The sequence below is a fragment of the Nonomuraea dietziae genome, assembly GCF_014195505.1.
GTDB lineage: Bacteria > Actinomycetota > Actinomycetes > Streptosporangiales > Streptosporangiaceae > Nonomuraea > Nonomuraea roseola.
The window spans coordinates 2,968,693-2,988,071 of the sequence record NZ_JACIBV010000001.1; the positions used below are offsets into that span (position 1 = coordinate 2,968,693).

A 19,379-nucleotide genomic window follows, 5' to 3' on the forward strand; every position below is an offset into this window, starting at 1 on the left:
AGCGCGATGTTCTACGGCGGCGACTACAACCCCGAGCAGTGGCCGGAGGAGGTCTGGAAGGAGGACGTCGCGCTGATGCGGCGCGCGGGGGTGAACCTGGTGACCGTGGGCGTCTTCTCGTGGGCCAGGCTCGAACCCTCGCCGGGCGTGTACGACTTCACCTGGCTCGACACCGTCATGGACCTGCTGCACGAAGGCGGCGTCCAGGTGGACCTGGCAACGCCGACCGCCTCTCCCCCTCCGTGGTTCTCACTCCTGCACCCGGACGCGCTGCCGGTCACGGCCGAGGGGACGCGCCTGACGCACGGCAGCAGGGACACCTACTGCGTCAGCGCGCCGCCGTACAGGCAGGCCTCGATGTCCATCGCGAGGGCGCTGGCCGAGCGCTACCACGCGCATCCGGCGCTGGCGATGTGGCACGTGCACAACGAGTACGGGACGCGGTGCCACTGCGACCACGTGGCCGCCGCGTTCAGGCAATGGCTGGAGATCAGGTACGGCGCGCTGGCGGCGCTGAACGAGGCGTGGACGACCGCGTTCTGGAGCCAGGGCTACTCGGCGTGGGAGCAGGTGACGCCGCCGCGCGCCACCCAGTACCTGCCCAACCCCTCGCAGGCCCTCGACTTCAGGCGCTTCCTGTCCGACGAGCTGCTCGGCCACTTCACCGCGCAGCGGGACCTGCTGAAGTCCTTCACCCCGCACCTGCCGGTGACCACGAACTTCGTCTTCGGCGACTGGGTGCCGGTGAACCACCAGAGGTGGGCGAGGGAGGTGGACGTGGTCGCGATCGACCACTACCCGTCGGGACCCGGCACGACGGCCGTGGAGGAGGGCGCGTTCGCCGCCGACCTGGCGCGCTCGTGGGCGGGAGGACGGCCGTGGCTGCTGATGGAGCAGGCGGCGGGGGTGGTCTACACCGGCGCCCGGATGGTGGCCAAGCGCGAGGGCGAGACGATCAGGCACAGCATGCAGCACGTGGCGAGAGGCGCGGACGGCGTGCTGTTCTTCCAGTGGCGCGCCTCGAGGGGCGGCGCCGAGCAGTGGCATGCGGGGATGGTGCCGCACGCGGGCCCCTCCTCCCGCCTGTTCGGCGAGATCTGTGAGCTCGGCGCGCTGCTCTCGGACACCGAGGCCGACGGCGAGGTCGCCGCCGAGGTCGCGCTGCTCTGGGACGCGGAGGCGTGGTGGGCGCTGGGATCGCCCGGCCTGCCCTCCCTCGAGCTCGACTACCTCGACGCGCTGCGGCAGGCCCACCGCGTGCTCTACCACCACGGCCACACCGCCGACTTCGCCGCGCCCTCGGCCGACCTGTCGCGCTACCGCGCGGTCCTGGTGCCCAGCCTCTACCTGCTCTCCGACGCCGACGCCGCCAACCTGGCCCGCTACGTCGAGGCGGGCGGGACCCTGGTCGTCTCCTTCTTCAGCGGCGTGGCCGACGAGCACGCCAGGGTACGGCTGGGCGGCTATCCCGGAGCCCTGCGCGACGTGCTGGGCGTCAGGGTGGAGGAGCTGCGCCCCCTCGACGGGCCGGTGTCGCTGACGCACGGCCTGACCGGCACGCTGTGGAGCGAGGTCGTCCACCTGGAGGGCGCGACGGCCGTGACCGCCTACCCCGACGGCGCTCCCGCGATCACCCGCAGGCGGGGCGCGTTCTACCTGTCCACCCGCCTCGACGACGCCGGATACGCGTGGGTGCTGCGGCAGGCGGGGCTGGCGATGCCGGACTCGCCCGTCGAGCTGGTCAGGCGCGGCGACACCGTGTTCGCGATCAACCACACGGACCTGCCGCACACCGTCGCGGGCCCTGGCGGCGGGCCACTCCGCCTGGAGCCAGGACAGGTGCGCCTCTATCCGGCGCAGACCTCGCGGTAGGGCACCTCGTCGAAGTGCTCGCGCCACTCGGTCTCGGTGAGCTCCCTGCCCGCGCGCCCGCAGACCAGCCGCGCCATCCTGGCGGGGTCCACCACGAACTCGTGGACCAGGCCGTCGGCCTCGGCGACGTAGAGCAGGCCGCCGTCGGGGCTGAAGGCCACCCCGCCGCCGCCCGGCACGCCCGCGAAGTAGGCGCTCATCGCGCCGCCGAGCCGCCTGCGCGCCCCCACGTCCCACACCTGCAGGGTGCCGGGGGCGTCGCCCACGCTGGCCAGCAGGTCGCCTCCAGGCGAGAAGGCCAGGTGCGCGACCCGTTCGGCCACGCCTCTGAGCAGCGGCGACGGCTTGCCGCCTGCGTCGATCGCGCGCAGCGCGATCCTGCCCATGCTGTCGCCGCTGACGGCCATGACGCCCTTGTCGCTGATGGCCAGGACACCCTCGCCGAACCCGTCGCCGAGGGGCCTGCCGGTGGCCACGTCGTAGAAGCGGCCGTCGAAGGAGGCCTCGCGCCTGCCGTCGGGCGTCAGCACACCCCCGGGACTGCGGGTCCTGAGGGTGGCCAGCCGGCGACCTGTCCTGGCGTCGATCCTGGTCAGCCTGAAGTCGACGGGCGCCTGCGTGAGGGCGGTGGTGACGACGAGCGTGCCGCCGTCGCGGGTGAACTGCGTCCCGGACGGCGGCATGCCGTACGGCTGGGGCGCCGTCCAGAGCCGCCGGCGGGTGCTCAGGTCCCACAGCGTCATCGGCCCGTCGTCGGCGACGGTGAGCAGCCGATCGCCCGAGTGCGCGAAGGTCGCCTGCCCGGTGGCGGGGAGGACCCAGACCTTGCGGCGGCGGGCCACGTCCCACAGCACCGTGGTGTGGTCGTCCGGCATGGTCACCGCCCACCGGCCGTCGGGGCTGAGCCGGGTGCCGTACGGGGCGCGGTCCAGGCGGAAGTCGGTGACGCGCGGGGTCAGGTCGAGAGTGACGACCGTGTCGTCGAGCAGGTAGCGCAGGTCCTGCCCGTCGAAGCGGACGTCGCTCACCTCCCCCTCCGCCCGGTAGGCGAGGATCTCCCGCTGGTCGGCGACCCGCCAGACGCGCAGGGAGCGGTCGGCGAAGGCGGCCAGGTGGCGGCCGTCCGGGCTGAAGCGCAGTCCCCTGGCCGTCGCCCCGCACAGCTCGCAGGACGGCGCGGCCGGCCAGTACTCGTGCTCGCCTCCGGGAAGCGGGCGCTGCCGTCCCGTCGCGGGGTCGACGAGCTTGATCTCCCTGCCCGCGCAGGCCAGGGTCGCGCCGTCGGGGCTGAAGGCCGCCGCGTACGGCTGGTCCTCGCACGCGGCGCTCAGCCGGTCGTCGGTGGTCCAGGAGGGCAGGCGGCGCACGTAGAAGCGCGGATCGCCCGGCACGACGAGCAGCCGTCCCTTCCTGTCGACGAGCGGGTGCTGCCGCCCGACGTACCCCTCGTCGAGGAGCGTGCCGAACGTGCGGTCCGCTTCGTGGTCCCACAGGTGGATCACCTCGTCGGTGAGGCTGACCGCCAGCGTGGACTCGCTGTCGCCGTACTCCGCCGAGCGTCCGCCGGAGCCCTCGGGCATCGCCTTGCGCGCCACGAGCCCGCCCGTCGCGACGTCCCATACGGTGATCCACTTGTCGGTCGTCACGGCGACCCTGCGTCCGCTGCCGTTGACCGACACGCCCGACAGGTGCTCGCTCTCCAGGCCGGGTACGGCCCAGCTGGCCGTCCTTGCGCCGGTCCGCACGTCGTGGACGGCCACGCCGCTCTCGCTGACGCTGACCAGCGAGCGCCCGTCGTGGCTGAGCACCCGCCGCGCCACCCCGTTGACCGGCGGATCGCGGAAGGCCGCCCGCTCGCTCTGCTGGAAGGCCGACATCAGCGCCGAGCGGGTGTCGGGGCCCGGCGAGATCCGCCAGGCCGCGACGGCCAGCAGCATCGCCTTGACCGGGTCGCCCGCCCGCAGCGCGGCCGTCTCCAGCGCGACGTTCCTGGCCGTGGCCGTGTCGCGCTGGGCATCGGCCCTCCTGCCCTGCCAGAGCGCGAGGCCGCCCGCGACCAGCGCCACGGCCAGCGACCCTGCGAGCGCGAGCGTGGTCAGCCTGCGGCGGCGGGTCCGCCTCCTGGTCAGCTCGGTGCCGGCGCGCAGGTAGTCGCGTTCGGTGGGGGTGAGGGTGACGTGCTTACGGCCGGTGGCCGCCCAGTTCAGCACGTTCTCCAGGCGGCTGCCCTGCAACAGGTCGCCGTCGCGGCGCCCGTGCTCGGCCCACTGCCTCGCGGCGGCGCTGAGCCCGTTGAGGACGGCGAGGCCCTCTCTGTCCGCCTCGACCCACCTGCGCAGCCTCGGCCAGGCGCGCAGCAGCGCCGGACGGGAGAGCGCGACCAGGCCGTCCCTCTCGGTGACGACGTAGGAGAAGGCGCGCAGGATGCGCTCGACCGCCTCCTGCGGCCTGCCGTCCACGAGCTCGGCCCTGGGCGCCCACCTGCCGGTCTCCTGCCCGTCGTCGCCGACGGCGACCAGGCGGAGGAAGACCTCGGCGGCCAGCTCGCGCTCGCGCGGGCCGAGCCCCGTGTAGGCGTCCTCGGCGATGGTGCCGAGCGAGGGATCGTCCGTGTCGTGGACGTGCACGCCCCTGGCCGTCCGGCTTCCTGCCGCCAGCAGGCCGGGTGTGTCGCGGGCGCCGCCGCTGACCAGGGCGAGCAGCAGCTCGCGCGCGGTCGGCCTGGCGGCGGGCTCCTTGTCCATGGCCGCGCCCACCAGCGCGCGCAGCTCGGGCGGCAGCGGGCTCAGGTCGGCGGAGTCCGACAGCACCCTGTGCATGACGCCGCCCAGGTGGTCGGCGTGGAAGGGGTCGCGGCCGGTCGCGGCGAAGAGCACGACGGCGCCCCAGGCGAAGACGTCCACCGCGGGAGTGGCGCGCGCACCCGTGAGGACCTCGGGCGCCATGTAGCTGGGCGTGCCCGCGACCTCGCCGCTCCTGGTCAGCGACATGCCAGTGGTCCTGGCGATGCCGAAGTCGATCACCCGGGGCCCGTCGGGGCCGAGCAGCACGTTGTCGGGCTTGAGGTCGCGGTGGATCACTCCGGCCTCGTGGATGGCGGTCAGCGCGGTGGCCACGGCGGTCGCCAGGCGGTGCAGGTCGTCGCCCGAGAAGACGCGCCCGGCGGCGCGCAGGCTGGGGCCCTCCACGTACTCGGAGACGATGTGCGGCCTGGGCCCCTCGGTCTCGACGTGCAGGACGCGGGCGGTGCAGAAGGGGGCGACCCGCTCGGCCGCGCTCGCCTCCTTGGCCAGCCGTCCCGCCCCCGCGGCGTGCAGCACCTTCACCGCGACCCTGCGGCCCTCACCGTCGTAGGCCTCGTAGACGACCCCCTGGCCGCCCTCGCCCAGTCGTCCGGCCAGCCAGTAGTCACCGATGCGCTCAGGATCCCCCACGAGGGGTTAGATGCCGCTTACCGAGGCGAAGTTGCCCTGATGAAGCGCCACGTCGATGAGCGCCGTCCATCTCCTCGCCGCGACGGGCCCCGCCATCGCCTCGACGCGTGGCCGGGCAGCAGCCGCCAGGTTGAACCAGGCCGCCAGCAGGAGGGCCAACCTGGCCGATATATGCGCCTTTGCTATTACATCCGCCACTCGGCTCCTGCGTCAGGTCATGGCCGAGCGGTCAAAATGCATTGAACGGGGGCGAGCGGCCCCGTAGGTTGGCGCGCATGGCGGTTCGCAACCATTCGCCAAGCTCCTGTCAAGCGGCGGGGCAGAGAGTGGGAGCACGCGGAAGGGGGGCAGACCATGCGACGCATCAGGAGAGCCAGGACGGCGGCCAGACGGCGGCTGACCCGCACACCGGACCTTGACCTGCGGTCCCCGTCGGGACGGCAACTTCCCTACTGATGTGATCTTTACGAGGGTTTTACGCGGTGCCCGATATGTAATGTGATGTCACGAAAACATCACGCTGGGGGGCGCTCTGATGACGAGGCTGGTGGTGGTGCCGGCGCATGTGGCCCGGCACAAGGTGCGCGACATCGGATCGGCCCGCCGCGAGAACGGCAAGGCCGATCCGAAGGTGGTCGACCTGGGGGCCTACAGCGGCCGGAACGTGATCCGCCTGCCTTCGGGCCCCACACCCGCCGCCTAGACCTTGTAGAGCTTCTCGGCGTAGGAGTCACCGTAGTAGCGCTCGAGCTCCTCGAGGGACTCCTCCGTCTTCTGCACGCTCTTGACGATGGCGGCGTGCGAAGGCAGCGCGTCGGGGTTCCAGGTCTCGGGCTTCCAGAGGTTCGAGCGCAGGAAAGCCTTGGCGCAGTGGAAGAAGATCTGCTCGATCTCCACGACGATCGCGAGCTTGGGGCGGTTGCCCTTCACGATCAGCTCGTCGAAGAACGGCGCCTCCTTGACGAGCCTGGCCCTGCCGTTGATCCGCAGCGTCTCGCCCCTGCCGGGGACGAGGTAGAGCAGGCCGACGTACGGGTTCTGCAGGATGTTGTGGAAGCCGTCGGCCCTGCGGTTGCCCGGCCTGTCGGGGATGGCGATCGTGGTGTCGTCGATGACATGGGTGAAGCCCGCGGGGTCGCCCTTGGGTGAGACGTCGCACGCGCCGCTCGCGTCGGCAGTGGCGATGAGACAGAACGGCGAGTTGGCCAGCCATTCCCTGTCGCGCTCGTGCAGGACCGCCCGCTCCTTCGTGACGGCGCGCGGCATCACCTCGCCGAGCAGCTCGCGCAGCTCTTCCTCGGACTTGATCTCCGCCCAGTCCATACGATCCCCTCTGCAGTTCGTCCGGCCTTGCCCATCTTTGACCATCGGACGGTCATCACCGGCATCGGGGGTCGCGCTCAGCCGCCCGAGGTGAGGGCGATGCTCTCGGGGACGGCGGCGAAGGCCTCGTCAAGCCGCGCGCGCAGCCCTGCCCGCCCTTGTTGTCCTCCCGCGGCCGCCCAGCTCAGGGCGGCGTGCCGCCAGGCCGCCACGGCGACCTCGATGACCAGCTTCAACCGCACGTCGCCCGGGTCGAGGCCGAGCCTGGCGCCCATCCTGGCGAAGGCGGCCTGCGTGGTCTCGTTGCAGTAGCGCAAGCTGTGCGCCTCCACCGCGGGGGTGAGCCCGCACAGCGCCCTGGTGGCGAGAAAGCGGGCGTCCCACCCGTCGTCCATCCGCTCCAGGCTCGCCCGCAGCGCCGTCAGGAAGGCGTCGAGCACCAGGCCCCCGCACCTGCATCGTGTCGACCTCGGAAAGGAAGGTCGACCACAGCTCGGTGTCGGCGGCGAGCGCGACGTCCTCCTTGGAGGGGAAGTTGCGGAAGAAGGTGCGCTTGGACACCTCCACCGCGTCGACGAGCTCGTCGAGCGTGGTCTGGTCGAACCCCTTCTCGGTGAACAGCCGCAACGCCGTCTCCATCAGGGCCTGCCTGGTGCGGGCCTTCTTTCGCTCCCTGAGCGGCAGCTCGCGCAGATCCATGGGCTCACTCTACCCACAATCGCCGTTTGACAGCTAACGCCACGAAGTGGCATTTTCGGCCGAGTGGCAATCCAAACACGGCCCCGGAGCTCCACGCTCACCCTCACGGTGGTGCTGCTCGGCTTCCTCGTCGTCCCCATGTCCATCTCGGGCGCCGCCGTGGCGCTACCGGGAATCGGCGCCGACCTGCGCACGGCCGGCGCGCCGCTGCAGTGGGTCATGAACGCCTACAACCTCACCTTCGCCTCCTTCACCCTGGTCGCGGGTTCGCTGGCCGACCTCGTCGGTCGCCGCAGGGTGTTCGCCGCGGGCGCCGCGATGTTCGCGGCAGGCTCGGTCGCCGCCGCCTTCGCGGGAGAGATCTGGCTTCTGGACTCCGCCAGGGCCCTGTCCGGCGTGGGCGCGGCGGGCGTGATGGCAAGCGGCGCGGCCATCCTCGCCACGACCTTCGACGGCCAGGCCAGAACCAGGGCCTTCGCCCTGCTCGGCACCGTCGCGGGGGTCGGCCTCGCGCTCGGCCCGACGATCTCGGGCTGGCTGGTCGGCGGCCTGGGCTGGCGGGCGATCTTCGTGTCGCACGCGCTGGTTCTGGTGGTCTCCCTGCTCGGCCTGCCCTTCGTGGGCGAGTCACGGGCGCCCCGTCGGCAGAAGGTGGACGTCCGAGGCGCGCTGACCTTCGTCACCGGGCTGGCCGTCCTGACGATCGCGGTGGTGCAGGGACCGCAGTCGGGCTGGACGAGCCCCGGCGTGCTCACACTGGCAGGAGCGGCGGCCGTGCTGCTCGGCGCCTTCGTGGTGACGGAGCGGCGCAGCCCCCATCCCGTGCTCGACCTCACCCTGGTACGCGACCGCCGCTTCCTCGCGCTCAGCCTCCTGCCGGTCGCGACCACCTTCGGCATGGTGACGCTGCTGACCTACCTGCCCACCTACTTCGCCGGCGTCCACGGCGCGACGCCGCAGCAGGCGGGCCTGTGGATGCTGGTGCTCACCACGCCCGTGCTGCTCACCCCTCCCGCGGGCGGCTGGCTGCTGAACCGCGGCGTCTCCCCGAGAACACTGGTCACCGCGGCGGTGGTGATGCTCGGCGCGGGCAATGCCTGGCTGGCGACGACGGAGGCGGCCCTGCCCGCCGTGCCGATGCTGCTGGCAGGGGCGGGCGCGGGCCTGGCCTTCGGCGTCGGCGACGGACTGGCGATGAGCATGGTGGCGCCCGAGCGGGCGGGGATGGCCGCGGGCTTGGTCAACACGATGCGGATCGGCAGCGAGGCGATCGTCATCGCGGTGTACGGCTCGGCGCTGGTCAGCCTGGTCCAGGCGGACGTGGGCGATCCTGAGCTGGCCGACAGGATCGCCGCGGGCACGAGCGCCGCGCCCGAGCAGTTCACCGGCGCCTTCCACCTCGTGCTCTGGGCGGTGGCGCTGATCACGCTGGCGATGGCGGCAGGGATCCACACGATGCTGCGCCCCTCGCGGGCGTGACAGGGATTCGAAAGTGCGCAGGCGGTCGCGCGCTCGGAGCGGCAACCAGCCGTCAACCGTCTTTCCATCGCGGTGGCGCAGTGTGGCAATGTGACTGCAGTGACCCGCCCCCCTGTGCTCTCGCCACGGCCGAGCAAGGCGCTCATCATCGGCCTGGTGATCTCGAGCGCCTGCGCCCTGCTCATGCTGGCCCTCATGCTGGTCTCCAGCGATCCCCAAGGCTTCGGCCTGTCGGCGGTGATGGCCGTGGCGCCGCTTCCTGTGCTGCTGGCCGCGGTTCTGGCGCTCGACAGGCTGGAGCCCGAGCCCAGGCTCCACCTGTCGTTCGCCTTCGTGTGGGGCGCGGGCGTGGCCGTGGTGGTGGCCATCGCCCTCAGCCTGGCGGGTGAGGCGCTGGTCCTGAGCGCGGGGTACGGCAAGACGGTGGCCGACGACTTCGGCACCGTCATCCTCGCGCCGGTGATCGAGGAGGGCCTGAAGGGCGCGGCGCTGCTGCTGCTCCTGCGCAGGCGCAGGGAGATCGACGGGCTGACCGACGGCATCATCTACGCCGCCATGGCGGGGCTGGGCTTCGCCGCCGTGGAGAACGTCGGCTACTACCTCAGCGCCTACACCGAGAACGGGACCGACGGCGCGGTGGGGCTGTTCGTCTTCCGCGGCCTGATCGCCCCGCTCGGCCACCCTGTCTACACCTCGATGATCGGCATCGGGGTGGCCTACGCCGCCACGCGCCGCACCCCGGTCAGGTTCCTGGCCATCCCGCTCGGCTACCTGGGCGCGGTGGTGCTGCACGGACTGTGGAACGGCGCGGCGACGCTGGGCTCGCTCCCTGCGCTGGGCGTGGTCTACCTGCTCGACCTGTGCGTGATCATCGCGCTGGTCGTGGTGACCGTACGGGAGCGCAAGGCGGTGCTCGCCAAGATCGGCGGCATCCTGCCCGCGTACCTGCCCACCGGGGTGGTCTCTCCCCAGGATGTCGGCATGCTCAGCTCGCTCGGGGCGAGGAGGGACGCCCGCCGGTGGGCGAAGGGGCACGGGCTCGCCAAGCCGATGGCCGACTACCAGCAGGCGGCCACCGAACTGGCCATGCTGCACCTGCGGGCGGAGCGGGAGGCCATGCCCGCCGAGGAGTTCACGACGCAGAGGGAGGCGCTGCTCCACGTGATGGGCGCCTCCAGACGCTGGTAGCAGCGCTCGTCAGCGGCCCCCGACGGCCCTCCGCACCGACCCGCGCGCGCAGCCGGACCGGACCCGGTCAGAGCTTGAGGAAGTCGCGCAGGTGATCGAGCACGAGGTCAGGGCGCTCCTCGGCCAGGAAGTGGCCGCAGTCGGGGATCTCCGCACCCCGCACGTCATGGGCGTAGTCGCGCCACACCTCCTCCACCCCCACCCTCGCGGGAAGCCCCGCCTCGCCCCACAGCGCCAGCACCGGCATCTCCAGTCGCTTCCCGGCGTCGTAGTCGGCGTCGTCGTGCGCCGCGTCGTCGGGGAAGGACGCGCGGTAGTCGTCGAAGCCCGCCCTCAGCGCGCCGGGCTGGGAGAAGGCGCGGTAGTACTCCTCTGCGTCGAGCGCGGCCCTCTGCACGGTCCACTTCTCGAAGAAGTAGCCGAGGTAGCCGCGCACGTCCGCGCCCGCCAGCCGTTCGGGCAGGTCGGGCTGCAGGTGGAAGGTCCAGTGCCAGGTGCCGAGCGCGATGCCTGAGTCCATGTCGAAGCGGCGCCACATCTCCCTGGTGGGGATGATGTCCATGACGACCAGCCGCTCGACCTCGTCCGGGTGGTCGAGGGCGTAGCGGTGGGCGACGCGCGCTCCCCTGTCGTGGCCGACCAGCGTGAGGCGCTCGTGGCCGAGCTGCCTGGCCAGCTCCCGTACGTCGGAGGCCATGGTGCGCTTGTCGAAGCCAGTGAGCGGTTTGTCCGTGCGGCCGTAGCCCCTGAGGTCGGGCGCCACCACCGTGAAGTGCTCGGCCAGCGGGCCGATGAGGTGCCTCCAGCAATGACTGGTCTGCGGCCAGCCGTGCACCAGCATCAGCAGAGGTCCTTCGCCCTCGATCAGGTAGTGCATGCGCAGGCCGCCGACGTCGGCCATCCGTGATTCCGCCATGGTGTAACTCCATCGTGTGGTTACATGGTTAACCTCATCATAGGGTTAGGGGTATGCGAGCGCGAGACTGGGTCTGGTATGGCGGGCGACCTTCGCTTGATTTCGTCAACACCTACCGAAACCGCAAGGGCGAAGGCTGGGAGCTGCTGCGCGAACCCGCGGACCTCCTGGCCTGGCTCGGCCTGCCCGAGAACCTCCCCCTGGGCACCGGCACACCCGCCACCACCCCACCACCAAGCGCCTTGCCCTCATCCACGGGGGAGGGAACCGCCACACCCGGAGCCTTCCGGGGGGAGTCCCTCGCAAGTGGAGCCAGCGGCCGAGGTGCGTCCGTCGCGGGTGAAGCCAGCAGCGCGGACGAAGGCAACGCAGGTGCGAGCGAGACACACGGGAGCCGCGCGGATGAAGGCGGCTCCAGCGGCTCGAGTGCGGTTGAGGGGGTGGTGGCGGGGATGGCGTTGCTGGTGGAGGCCAGGGAGTTGCGGGAGGCCATCTGCCGCTGCCTCGACGCGGCGATGGCGGGCGAGCAGGGCTTCCCCGAGCCGATCAACCGGTGGGCCGCCCGGCGGCAGCCGTCCCTGGTGCGACTCTCGTCCGACCTCTCGGTCGTACGGCTCCCGCCGCGCGATCCCGTCGTCGCGGCCCTGGCCGAGATCGCCTGCGACGCGATCGAGCTGATCGGCGGCCCTGACCTGCGGCAGGTGCGGGTGTGCGCGTCCCCCACGTGCGGGCTGCGCTTCGCCGACCGGTCAAACGCGGGGTCCAGGCAGTGGTGCTCGATGAAGCGGTGCGGGAACCGCGAGAAGGTGCGCCTGCACCGCGCCCGCCGCGGCGAGCTTTAGCACGATGGACGCGATCAGCGTCACGAGCACCCCCGTCTGCAGGCCCAGCGTGCCGACGAGGGTGGCCATGGCCGCCGCGCCGAGGGAGGAGCCGACGTAGCGGGCGGTGTTGCTCGCGCCCGACCCCATGCTGACGCGATGCCGCGGCACGCTCTCGATGGCGAGGTGCGCCAGCGAGGAGTTGATCAGTCCGCTCCCCACGCCGCTGACGAGCAGGCCCGCGACGGTCAACGGGAGCGAGAGGTGGCCCGCCACGCCGAGCAGCCCCGCGTATCCGGCGGCGCTCAGCAGCAGGCCGAGGGAGAGGCGCGAGCCGGCGCCGAGCCGTACCCTGCCTGCCAGCAGAGGGGTCAGGAACGACAGGCCGGACCAGATCGCGAGCAGCAAGGCGCTGCCCATCGGGGTCATGCCGTGCGCCGACTGCAGCACGCTCGGCAGGAAGCCGAGCACGCCGACCACGGTCGCGCCGACGATCATCGCGCCGCCCGTGGAGACCAGGAACGAGGGGCGCCTGAACAGGTCCAGGTCGAGCAGCGGCTCGCGGCGGCGGCGTTCGGCCGCGACGAAGGCGACCAGCAGCAGCGCGGCGGCGACGAAGGCGACGGCCACGACCGGACGCGTCCAGCCCTGGCGCCCCTCGGTCACGCCCGTGACCAGCGCCGCCACGCCCAGAGTCAGCAGGACCACGCCGGGCAGATCGAGCCTGCGCGGCTCGGCGGATCGCGACTCCTTCAGCGTCAGGGCTGAAACGATCGCCAGCGCCAGCGCCAGCGCGGACGTCAGCCAGTAGACCGTCCGCCAGCTCCATGCCAGCGCCAGCATCCCCGACAGCAGCGGCCCCACCGTGGTGCCCAGGCCCATCATCGCGCCGTAGGCGGCGGTGGCCCTGAGCCGCGGCCCGCCCGCGGGATGGGTGTGGCCGACGATGCCGAGGCTGGCTGCAAGCATCGCCGCGCCGGCCCCGCCCTGCACCAGTCGCGCGCCGGCGAACACCGGCACGCTGGTCGCCAGCGCCGCCACCACGCCTGCCACCGCGAGCACGCCGGTGCCGATGACGAGCGTCCTCTTGCGTCCGTAGTCGTCGGCCAGCCCGCCCGCGACCAGTAGCAACGCCGACAGTCCGAGCGCGATCGAGCTGAGGATCCACACCGGCCCCGTGGGCCCCGCGCCGAGGTCGCGCGCGGTGTCGGCCAGCGTGACCATCGGCAGCGTGTAGGTGGCGAGCACGAGGAACGGCACCGCGTTCAGTTGGTTCATTGAACGAACCTAGCACGGTTCAATCAATGAACTAAAGTGGGGGGCATGGCGCTGGGAAAGAACTACGAGGGGCAGGACTGCTCGCTGGCCAAGGCCCTGGAACTGATCGGGGAGCGCTGGACCATGCTGGTGATCAGAGACGCGATGTACGGCGTACGGCGCTACGGCGACTTCCTCGCGCACCTGGACATCCCGCGCGCGGTGCTGTCACAGCGGCTGGGCGCGCTGGTGGAGGCGGGCATCCTCGACAAGCGGCGTTATCAGGACCATCCGCCCAGGGAGGAGTACGTGCTGACCGACGTGGGCAGGGAGCTGTGGCCGCCGATGCAGGCGCTGGCCCACTGGGGTGAGCGCCATCTCAGCAGCACGGGGCCGCGGCGGCTGTTCTTCCACCTGACGTGCGGGACCAGGCTCGACCCCACCGCGCACTGCCCGGCGTGCGGCACGCGGCCTCCGCTGGAGGACCTCGAGGTACGGCCTGGCCCGGGGCTGGAGAGCTCGAGGGACGACGCGGTGAGCGTCGCCCTGCGCGAGCCGCACCGCATGCTCACCCCCCTCCCCTGACCTCCGGCGAGGGGCAGGGGTGCCGGAGGGGTGGGGGCCCTCCGGCCTGGAGGCGAGGTCAGGACTCGCGGTAGTACGGGTCGGCGACGACACCCTCGCCGCGCTCGTCGGAGTACACGTAGACCTCGCGCCCGCCGACGAACACGCGCAGCGCCCTGCTCATGATGTCCAGCGGGTCACCGGACCAGATCACGACGTCGCCGTCCAGGCCTGGCCTGAGTGAGCCGACCCTGTCGTCCAAGCCCATGATCTTCGCGGGGTTGACGGTGATCGAGCGCAGCGCGGTGTCGCGGTCGAGCCCCTCCTTCACCGCCAGCGTCGCCTGGTACACCAGGAAGTGGATCGGCACCACGGGATGGTCGGTGGTGATCGCGAGCTCCACGCCCGCCCTGGCCAGGATGCCGGGGTTGCGCAGCGAGCGGTTGCGCAGCTCCACCTTCGACCTGCTGGTGAACAGCGGGCCGATGATCACCGGGATCTGCCGCTCGGCCAGCACGTCGGCGATCAGATGTCCCTCGGTGCCGTGGTTGATGATCAACCGGTAGCCGAACTCGTCGGCCAGGCGCAGCGCCGTGGCGATGTCGTCGGCCCTGTGCGTGTGCTGGCACCAGGGCAGCTCTCCGTCCAGGACCCTGCCGAGGATCTCCAGCGTGCCGTCACGGTCGAACGGCTTGCCCTCCGCGGCGGCATGGTCGCGCCTGGCCTGGTAGTCCTGGGCCTTGCGGAAGGCGTCCCGGATCACCGCGGCCACCCCCTGCCTGGTGGACGGCAGTTTCTTCTGGTCACCGTACACACGCTTGGGGTTCTCCCCCAGCGCGCTCTTCACGCTGACGGGCTCGCGGACCAGCATCTCCTCAACGGTCCTGCCCCAGCACTTCACCGCCACCGTCTGGCCGCCGATCGGGTTGCCCGAGCCCGGCTTGATGACCGCCGTCGTGACGCCGCCCGACAGCGCGTCGGCGAAGCCGAGGTCGCCCGGGTTGATCGCGTCCAGGGCGCGCAGCCTGGCGCCGTTGGGGTCGGTCATCTCGTTGGTGTCCTGACCGGCCCAGCCGTCGGCCTCCTCGTGGACGCCCAGGTGGCCGTGGGCCTCGACGAAGCCCGGCAGCACCCAGCCACCCTCCGCGTCGACGACCTGGACGCCGTCGGGGATCTCGACGTCCCGCCCGACGGCCACGATCTTGCCGTCCTGGATGAGCACAGTGCCGGCGTCAATGGGATCGCCGTCGACGGGCACGACGTATCCGCTGGTAATCGCGATATTCATGGAGAAAACCTAGCGGAATTGACCACCCCTTTTTCCCCGTATCTCCTCCGCTGTCAGGAGATGTCCGGCATGATGATCCCTTTGATCTCACGAAAGGAAGCTGAGCGTGATCAAGTCGGTTCTGGCGGCGACACTGGCCTTGGGCGGCATCCTGGTGGCTCCCGCGGCCGCGAACGCCGCGGGCTACACCCCCGAGGGCATCTGCGGGAAGGGGTTCGCCGTCGTCAACAGGGCTCCCGTCGGCTCGTGGGGCACGGTCTACCTCCTGTACAACCGCAGGAACGGGCTCAACTGCGCGGTCACCATCAAGTCGAAGCACACGGGCGTCAGCACCCGCACCTCGGTGCTGCTCGAGGTGGCGCGTCCCTTCAGCAACAACACCCCGCCGTACATCGAGCGGGCCTCCGACGACAAGCGCTACAAGTTCTACGCCGGCCCGGTGAAGCTCCAGGGCAAGGGCATGTGCGTGCGCTTCTCCGGCGCGATCGCCAACCGCCCGACCAAGGCGCAGTTCGCTCGGGGCGGGAACGGCCGCTTCACCAACTGCGGCTGACCGTAGCCCCGTCCACCCGGCCCGACGGCGTGCCGGATGGACAGGGCGCGCGGATCAGGGCTCGATGAGACGGCGCGGCCCCGGGCCGTGCTCGGCGAGCGCGTCGCCGGGATTGACCAGCACGCACTGCTCGAAGGACAGGCAGCCGCAGCCGATGCACTCGGTGAACCTGTCGCGCATCCGCTCCATCTTCTCGATGCGCGCGTTGATCTCCTCGCTCCAGCACGCGGACGCCCGCAGCCAGAACTCCCGCGTCGGCGGGGTGTCCTCGGGGAGGAAGCCCAGCACCCCGCCGATCACCGACAGGGGCATACCCACGCTCTGCGAGGCGCGGATGAAGGCCACCCTGCGCAGCGTGGTGCGGTGGTAGCGGCGCTGGTTGCCGGCGGTGCGGCGGCTGGTGATGAGGCCCTGGCGCTCGTAGAAGCGCAGCGCGGAGGAGGGCACGCCACTGCGCTCGGAGAGCTCCCCGATGGTGAGTTCCTTGGCTATCACCTTCTCACTTTAGTTGACTTCAACCTTGGTTTAAGTACGAGCCTGAGCGCATGACAAACGCCTCACTGTCCCAGTGGATCAGGAACCAGGCCCACCCGCTCGGCACGCACGACCCCCTCGCCCCGCTGACCGACCTGCGTCCGTTGCTCGACATGGTGGGCGAGGCCCGGATCGTCGCCCTCGGCGCCGCCACCCGCCAGGCCCGCGAACCCGCCGCTCTCGCCCACCGGATGCTGCGACTCCTCGTCGAGGAGCGGGGCTTTCGCTCGCTCGCTCTGGAGGGCGACGACCCCGAGCGCGTGGGGCTGGCGGAGTACGTCCGCACCGGCAGGGGCGAGCCCCGGGCGCTGCTGGCCGACGCTCGCTCCTTCTGGCAGACCGAGGAGATCCTCGGCGTGGTCCGATGGATGCGCGCCCACAACGAGCGCCATCCCGGCGATCCCGTCAGGTTCGCGGGCACCCCGGACGGCACGCCCCAGGCCGTACGGCTCGACAGCCTCGAGTCCATGGAGCGCTCGCTCGCCGAGCACACGATCCGGTGGCACGAGCACACCGGGGACAGGATCGTCTACTGGGGAGGCATCGCGCACACCGTGGCCGCGGGCCTGCCCCATCGCACGGCGGGAGCCCACCTGAGGGAGCGCTACGGCTCCGGCTACCTCTCACTCGGGCTGACCTTCCACCACGGCTCGCTGCCCGAGCCCGTCCCCTTCCCTCCCGCCCACTACGCCGAGTCCGCCCTGAGCGCCGCCATGCCGCAGACCTACCTCCTCGACCTGCGGGCCGACGCCCCTGCACCGGTCAGGGCCTGGCTCGGCGCGCCGTCCGCCACCCGCGTGATCGGCCCCGGCTACACCACCGAGAGCGACGCCGACCACCAGTTGTCGGACGGCTCGCCCGCCGCCTGGTTCGACGTTATCGTCCACACTCACGACGTCACTCCCGCCCGGTTCCTGGAGTTCGAGCGGCCTTCACGGTAGGACAGCCTGCGTAGCAGGACCTCAGCGGGGCCGCGGTGTCCCGCGCGCCGCATCCACTCGGCCAGCAGGATCGAGACGATCCAGACGCCGACGGCGACGGCGAACGTGGCGGCGGAGCCCATGTCGTCCCTCAGGCCCAGGGTGAAGGGATAGAACAGCGCCACCCACACCACCGACTGGAACAGGTAGAAGGTCATCGACCGCTGTCCCAGCGCCGCGAGGGCGACGGTGAGCCGTCCGTGGTCGCGTCCGATCCTGGCCGCCACCAGGCCGACGGCGGCTGCCATGCCGATGCCGCCCGCGTATCCGGTGAGGGTGTGCGCGGTGGTGACCGTCCAGGCGAGGGGGTGGGAGGTGGTCGTCCACGCGCCGGTCGCCACCAGGGCCGCGGGCAGCCTGCCGAGGACGGACACCCCGAGGAAGAGCACGGTGACCCTGCGCAGCAACGGCAGGTGCCGCTCCGGCTCGTCGAGGATCCGGCGTCTGGCCGCCCAGATGCCCAGCAGCATGCCGGGCACCACGACGACGGTGGCGATCGGCGTCTCGATCGGCCACGACGCGATGCCGTCGACCAGGTGCGCGCCGAACGTCTCCGCCATGGTGTCGGCCAGCATGAACGGTCTGCCGGCGGCGGCGGCCTCCCGTGCCACCATGCCCTGCCAGGAGATCAGGAGGGTGGCCGGCAGGAGCGTCAGCGCGCTCGTCCACCACAGCGTGGAGTCCCTGGCTCGCACGAGCGGGGTGAGCGCGAGCAGCGTCAGCCCGTAGACGCCGATGATGTCCATCGGCATGAACGCGGCGTGCGCGAAGCCGATGACGGTCAGCCAGAGACTCCTGCGTCGCAGCAGCTTCCTCAGGGAGATCCAGTCGCTGCCCCTGGCGTGCTGGCGCTGGGCCAGCTGCCCGAGCCCGTAGCCGAACAGGAACACGAACATGGCGCGCGCCTGGTTGTCGGTGAAGAGCGATTTGACGAACTGCGCGGCCGTGTTGAGCGCGGCAGGCCCGTGGGCGGGGTCACTGACGAACACGGGCGCGTGCGCCAGGGCGATGGCCAGCAGCATGAAGCCGCGAGCCAGATCCGGCGCCAGGGACCGGGCGCTCACGCTCGTGGGCGCCGCGGCGGAGAGGGAGGTGGTCACGCCTGATCCTTCCGGGGGGCTGTGGCGGTCATCCGACACGCCGCAGGATCGGCAGCGGGATCAGGCCCTGAGCGGGCGCTGGTGAACACCGAGCCCAGGACCGCGCCGATGGGCAGGGGCGCCACCATGCCCATCGCCGCGTTCATCCCCAGGACGCTCGGCAGCATGAGGGTCCCGAGCACGAGCCCGCCGGCCCCGAGCGTCACGTCCCGCGTGAAGTACATGACGACCAGCATCAGGGTGGGCCAGAACAGGTGGCTGAACAGATCATGTCCGTTGGTGAAAGACTGCCGGAGTTCGATCAGCCCTCTGGCCCACCCTGCCCGCACCGCCGTGGTGGTCGGGTTCATCGTGCCGCCTCCTTCGACGCGCGCGCCGCCGCTGCGCCACGGCCGGACTCGGCCTGGCTGACCAGGGTCAGGTAGGTCTCCTCCAGTGAGGCCCTGCGAACCTCGAGTTCGCCGACGGCGTCGCCGTACTGCTTGAAGAGCTCGTGAACGAACCGGGTCGAGTCGGTGGTGGAGTGCGTCCTGTGCTGCCCGTCGAGGGTCCAGCGCACCTGGTCCTGGCCCGCGATCTGCCGCGCCAGCTCCTCCTCCGAGCCGTCGGCGATGACGCGCCCTCCGGAGAGGATGACGATGCGGTCGGCCAGGTGCTCGGCCTCGTCGAGGTCGTGCGTGGTGAGCAGGATCGTGGTCTGCTGCTCGCCGGCGGTTGTGCACGAGGTCGTGGAACTCCCTGCGCGCCTGCGGGTCGAGCCCTGCGGTGGGCTCATCCAGGAAGAGCAGTTCGGGACGGCCGACGATGCCGATCGCCACGTCGAGCCTGCGCCGCTGCCCGCCGGACAGCGTCCTGATCTTCTTGTCGGCGTGCGCGGTCAGGCCGACCGCCTGGATGAGTTCGTCGGTGTCCCACGGCCTGCGGATGCGCGGGGTGGAGTAGCAGGCGTAGTAGGCGCCCAGATGCGTGAGGAGTTCGCCGATCCGCCATCTGCCGTGGTCGCGCCACGACTGAAGCACGACGCCCAGCCTGGCCCGCCACTCCTCGTCGCCGCGCGCGGGATCCGTGCCGAGCACCTGGACGCGTCCCGCCGACCGCGTCCGGAACCCTTCCATGATCTCGAGCGTGGTGGTCTTGCCCGCGCCGTTCGGGCCGAGCAGGGTCAGCACCTCTCCCTGACGCGCCTGGAAGGTCACGTCGTGCAGGACGTCGGTCGAGCCGTAACGCATGCGCAGGCCGTCCACGTCGAGCACGACCGTGCCGGTGGTCGGTATTAACGATCTGGATAGAGGGTTGTTCATCGTGCCTCGTCTCGGCAGAGGGTCTGGAACAAGGGGGACGGCTTCAGCCGCCTCTGTTCGCCGCCGGCCC

Annotated in this window: 18 protein-coding genes and 2 pseudogenes; 8 read left to right on the top strand and 12 right to left on the bottom strand. The window is 71.4% G+C overall.

Annotated elements, in window-relative coordinates:
- Nucleotides 1–6: 6 nt before the first annotated feature.
- Nucleotides 7–1,872, top strand: a complete 1,866-nt coding sequence (locus FHR33_RS14155; protein ID WP_183647065.1) for a beta-galactosidase — start codon at nt 7–9, stop codon at nt 1,870–1,872.
- On the opposite strand, the gene FHR33_RS14160 is transcribed toward FHR33_RS14155, so the two are convergent.
- Nucleotides 1,848–5,306: a WD40 repeat domain-containing serine/threonine protein kinase gene (locus tag FHR33_RS14160; RefSeq protein ID WP_183647068.1), complete on the bottom strand. Its 3,459-nt coding sequence runs from the start codon at nt 5,304–5,306 to the stop codon at nt 1,848–1,850. The genes FHR33_RS14155 and FHR33_RS14160 overlap by 25 nt on opposite strands.
- A gap of 6 nt (nt 5,307–5,312) precedes the next feature.
- Entirely contained in the window at nt 5,313–5,465 is a 153-nt protein-coding gene (locus FHR33_RS14165; protein WP_183647071.1) for a hypothetical protein, read from the bottom strand.
- 376 nt (nt 5,466–5,841) lie between these two features.
- Between FHR33_RS14165 and FHR33_RS14170 the strand changes: the two genes are divergently transcribed.
- Nucleotides 5,842–6,009, top strand: coding sequence for a hypothetical protein (locus FHR33_RS14170; protein ID WP_183647074.1), 168 nt, complete (start codon nt 5,842–5,844; stop codon nt 6,007–6,009).
- Here the strand turns inward: FHR33_RS14170 and FHR33_RS14175 are convergent.
- The 3 genes and pseudogenes from FHR33_RS14175 to FHR33_RS52580 all read right to left on the bottom strand — a co-directional run.
- On the bottom strand, nt 6,006–6,629 hold the full coding sequence (locus FHR33_RS14175) for a pyridoxamine 5'-phosphate oxidase family protein (protein WP_183647077.1): 624 nt from the start codon (nt 6,627–6,629) through the stop codon (nt 6,006–6,008). The two genes, FHR33_RS14170 and FHR33_RS14175, sit on opposite strands and share 4 nt — an antisense overlap.
- A 77-nt stretch (nt 6,630–6,706) precedes the next feature.
- A complete protein-coding gene (locus FHR33_RS50220; RefSeq protein ID WP_312895535.1) occupies nt 6,707–7,069 on the bottom strand; it encodes an acyl-CoA-like ligand-binding transcription factor in 363 nt (120 codons plus the stop codon).
- Between the two features lie 124 nt (nt 7,070–7,193).
- A pseudogene (locus tag FHR33_RS52580) lies at nt 7,194–7,328 on the bottom strand (TetR family transcriptional regulator); the annotation flags it as partial.
- A 63-nt stretch (nt 7,329–7,391) separates the two neighbouring features.
- Here FHR33_RS52580 and FHR33_RS14185 point away from each other — a divergent pair.
- Together FHR33_RS14185 and FHR33_RS14190 are read left to right on the top strand one after the other, a co-directional pair.
- Nucleotides 7,392–8,807, top strand: a complete 1,416-nt coding sequence (locus FHR33_RS14185) for an MFS transporter (protein ID WP_221241095.1) — start codon at nt 7,392–7,394, stop codon at nt 8,805–8,807.
- 99 nt (nt 8,808–8,906) lie between these two features.
- Nucleotides 8,907–9,995 (top strand): PrsW family intramembrane metalloprotease, encoded by a 1,089-nt coding sequence (locus tag FHR33_RS14190; protein WP_183647080.1) that lies wholly within the window; start codon nt 8,907–8,909, stop codon nt 9,993–9,995.
- A gap of 67 nt (nt 9,996–10,062) precedes the next feature.
- Here the strand turns inward: FHR33_RS14190 and FHR33_RS14195 are convergent, their stop codons facing one another.
- Nucleotides 10,063–10,911, bottom strand: coding sequence for an alpha/beta fold hydrolase (locus tag FHR33_RS14195; RefSeq protein WP_221241096.1), 849 nt, complete (start codon nt 10,909–10,911; stop codon nt 10,063–10,065).
- Nucleotides 10,912–10,964: 53 nt separating this feature from the next.
- Between FHR33_RS14195 and FHR33_RS14200 the strand changes: the two genes are divergently transcribed.
- Nucleotides 10,965–11,753 (top strand): CGNR zinc finger domain-containing protein, encoded by a 789-nt coding sequence (locus FHR33_RS14200; protein WP_183647083.1) that lies wholly within the window; start codon nt 10,965–10,967, stop codon nt 11,751–11,753.
- On the opposite strand, the gene FHR33_RS14205 is transcribed toward FHR33_RS14200, so the two are convergent.
- A complete protein-coding gene (locus FHR33_RS14205; protein WP_183647086.1) occupies nt 11,661–13,010 on the bottom strand; it encodes an MFS transporter in 1,350 nt (449 codons plus the stop codon). The genes FHR33_RS14200 and FHR33_RS14205 overlap by 93 nt on opposite strands.
- A gap of 45 nt (nt 13,011–13,055) precedes the next feature.
- Here FHR33_RS14205 and FHR33_RS14210 point away from each other — a divergent pair, with 45 nt between their 5' ends.
- Entirely contained in the window at nt 13,056–13,574 is a 519-nt protein-coding gene (locus FHR33_RS14210; protein WP_183647089.1) for a winged helix-turn-helix transcriptional regulator, read from the top strand.
- A 58-nt stretch (nt 13,575–13,632) separates the two neighbouring features.
- Here FHR33_RS14210 and FHR33_RS14215 read toward each other — a convergent pair whose 3' ends face one another.
- Nucleotides 13,633–14,841, bottom strand: coding sequence for an amidohydrolase (locus FHR33_RS14215; RefSeq protein ID WP_183647092.1), 1,209 nt, complete (start codon nt 14,839–14,841; stop codon nt 13,633–13,635).
- 106 nt (nt 14,842–14,947) lie between these two features.
- On the opposite strand from FHR33_RS14215, the gene FHR33_RS14220 reads away from it, so the two are divergent.
- Entirely contained in the window at nt 14,948–15,394 is a 447-nt protein-coding gene (locus FHR33_RS14220; protein ID WP_183647095.1) for a spore-associated protein, read from the top strand.
- A gap of 54 nt (nt 15,395–15,448) precedes the next feature.
- Here FHR33_RS14220 and soxR read toward each other — a convergent pair whose 3' ends face one another.
- On the bottom strand, nt 15,449–15,889 hold the full coding sequence (gene soxR, locus FHR33_RS14225) for a redox-sensitive transcriptional activator SoxR (RefSeq protein WP_183647097.1): 441 nt from the start codon (nt 15,887–15,889) through the stop codon (nt 15,449–15,451).
- A 50-nt stretch (nt 15,890–15,939) separates the two neighbouring features.
- Between soxR and FHR33_RS14230 the strand changes: the two genes are divergently transcribed.
- Nucleotides 15,940–16,869 carry an erythromycin esterase family protein gene (locus FHR33_RS14230; RefSeq protein ID WP_183647100.1) on the top strand — a complete coding sequence of 310 codons (930 nt, stop codon included), beginning with the start codon at nt 15,940–15,942 and terminating at the stop codon, nt 16,867–16,869.
- Here the strand turns inward: FHR33_RS14230 and FHR33_RS14235 are convergent.
- From FHR33_RS14235 to FHR33_RS14245, 3 genes and pseudogenes are all read right to left on the bottom strand, one after another.
- Complete coding sequence (locus FHR33_RS14235; protein WP_312895536.1) at nt 16,818–18,008, bottom strand: DUF418 domain-containing protein; 1,191 nt, start codon at nt 18,006–18,008, stop codon at nt 16,818–16,820. The genes FHR33_RS14230 and FHR33_RS14235 overlap by 52 nt on opposite strands.
- Nucleotides 18,005–18,358: a hypothetical protein gene (locus tag FHR33_RS14240; RefSeq protein ID WP_183647103.1), complete on the bottom strand. Its 354-nt coding sequence runs from the start codon at nt 18,356–18,358 to the stop codon at nt 18,005–18,007. Before FHR33_RS14240 ends, FHR33_RS14235 begins: the two co-directional genes overlap by 4 nt.
- Nucleotides 18,355–19,309: pseudogene (locus FHR33_RS14245) on the bottom strand (ABC transporter ATP-binding protein). Before FHR33_RS14245 ends, FHR33_RS14240 begins: the two are co-directional and overlap by 4 nt.
- Nucleotides 19,310–19,379: the final 70 nt, after the last annotated feature.

Bases quoted from the DNA above. Each gene is read 5' to 3' on its own strand.
- FHR33_RS14155 (WP_183647065.1), top strand. From the start codon at position 7: ATGTTCTACGGCGGCGACTACAACCCCGAGCAGTGGCCGGAGGAGGTC.
- FHR33_RS14170 (WP_183647074.1), top strand. From the start codon at position 5,842: ATGACGAGGCTGGTGGTGGTGCCGGCGCATGTGGCCCGGCACAAGGTG.
- FHR33_RS14175 (WP_183647077.1), bottom strand. From the start codon at position 6,629: ATGGACTGGGCGGAGATCAAGTCCGAGGAAGAGCTGCGCGAGCTGCTC.
- FHR33_RS14195 (WP_221241096.1), bottom strand. From the start codon at position 10,911: ATGGCGGAATCACGGATGGCCGACGTCGGCGGCCTGCGCATGCACTAC.
- FHR33_RS14200 (WP_183647083.1), top strand. From the start codon at position 10,965: ATGCGAGCGCGAGACTGGGTCTGGTATGGCGGGCGACCTTCGCTTGAT.
- FHR33_RS14205 (WP_183647086.1), bottom strand. From the start codon at position 13,010: ATGAACCAACTGAACGCGGTGCCGTTCCTCGTGCTCGCCACCTACACG.
- FHR33_RS14210 (WP_183647089.1), top strand. From the start codon at position 13,056: ATGGCGCTGGGAAAGAACTACGAGGGGCAGGACTGCTCGCTGGCCAAG.
- FHR33_RS14215 (WP_183647092.1), bottom strand. From the start codon at position 14,841: ATGAATATCGCGATTACCAGCGGATACGTCGTGCCCGTCGACGGCGAT.
- FHR33_RS14230 (WP_183647100.1), top strand. From the start codon at position 15,940: ATGACAAACGCCTCACTGTCCCAGTGGATCAGGAACCAGGCCCACCCG.
- FHR33_RS14240 (WP_183647103.1), bottom strand. From the start codon at position 18,358: ATGAACCCGACCACCACGGCGGTGCGGGCAGGGTGGGCCAGAGGGCTG.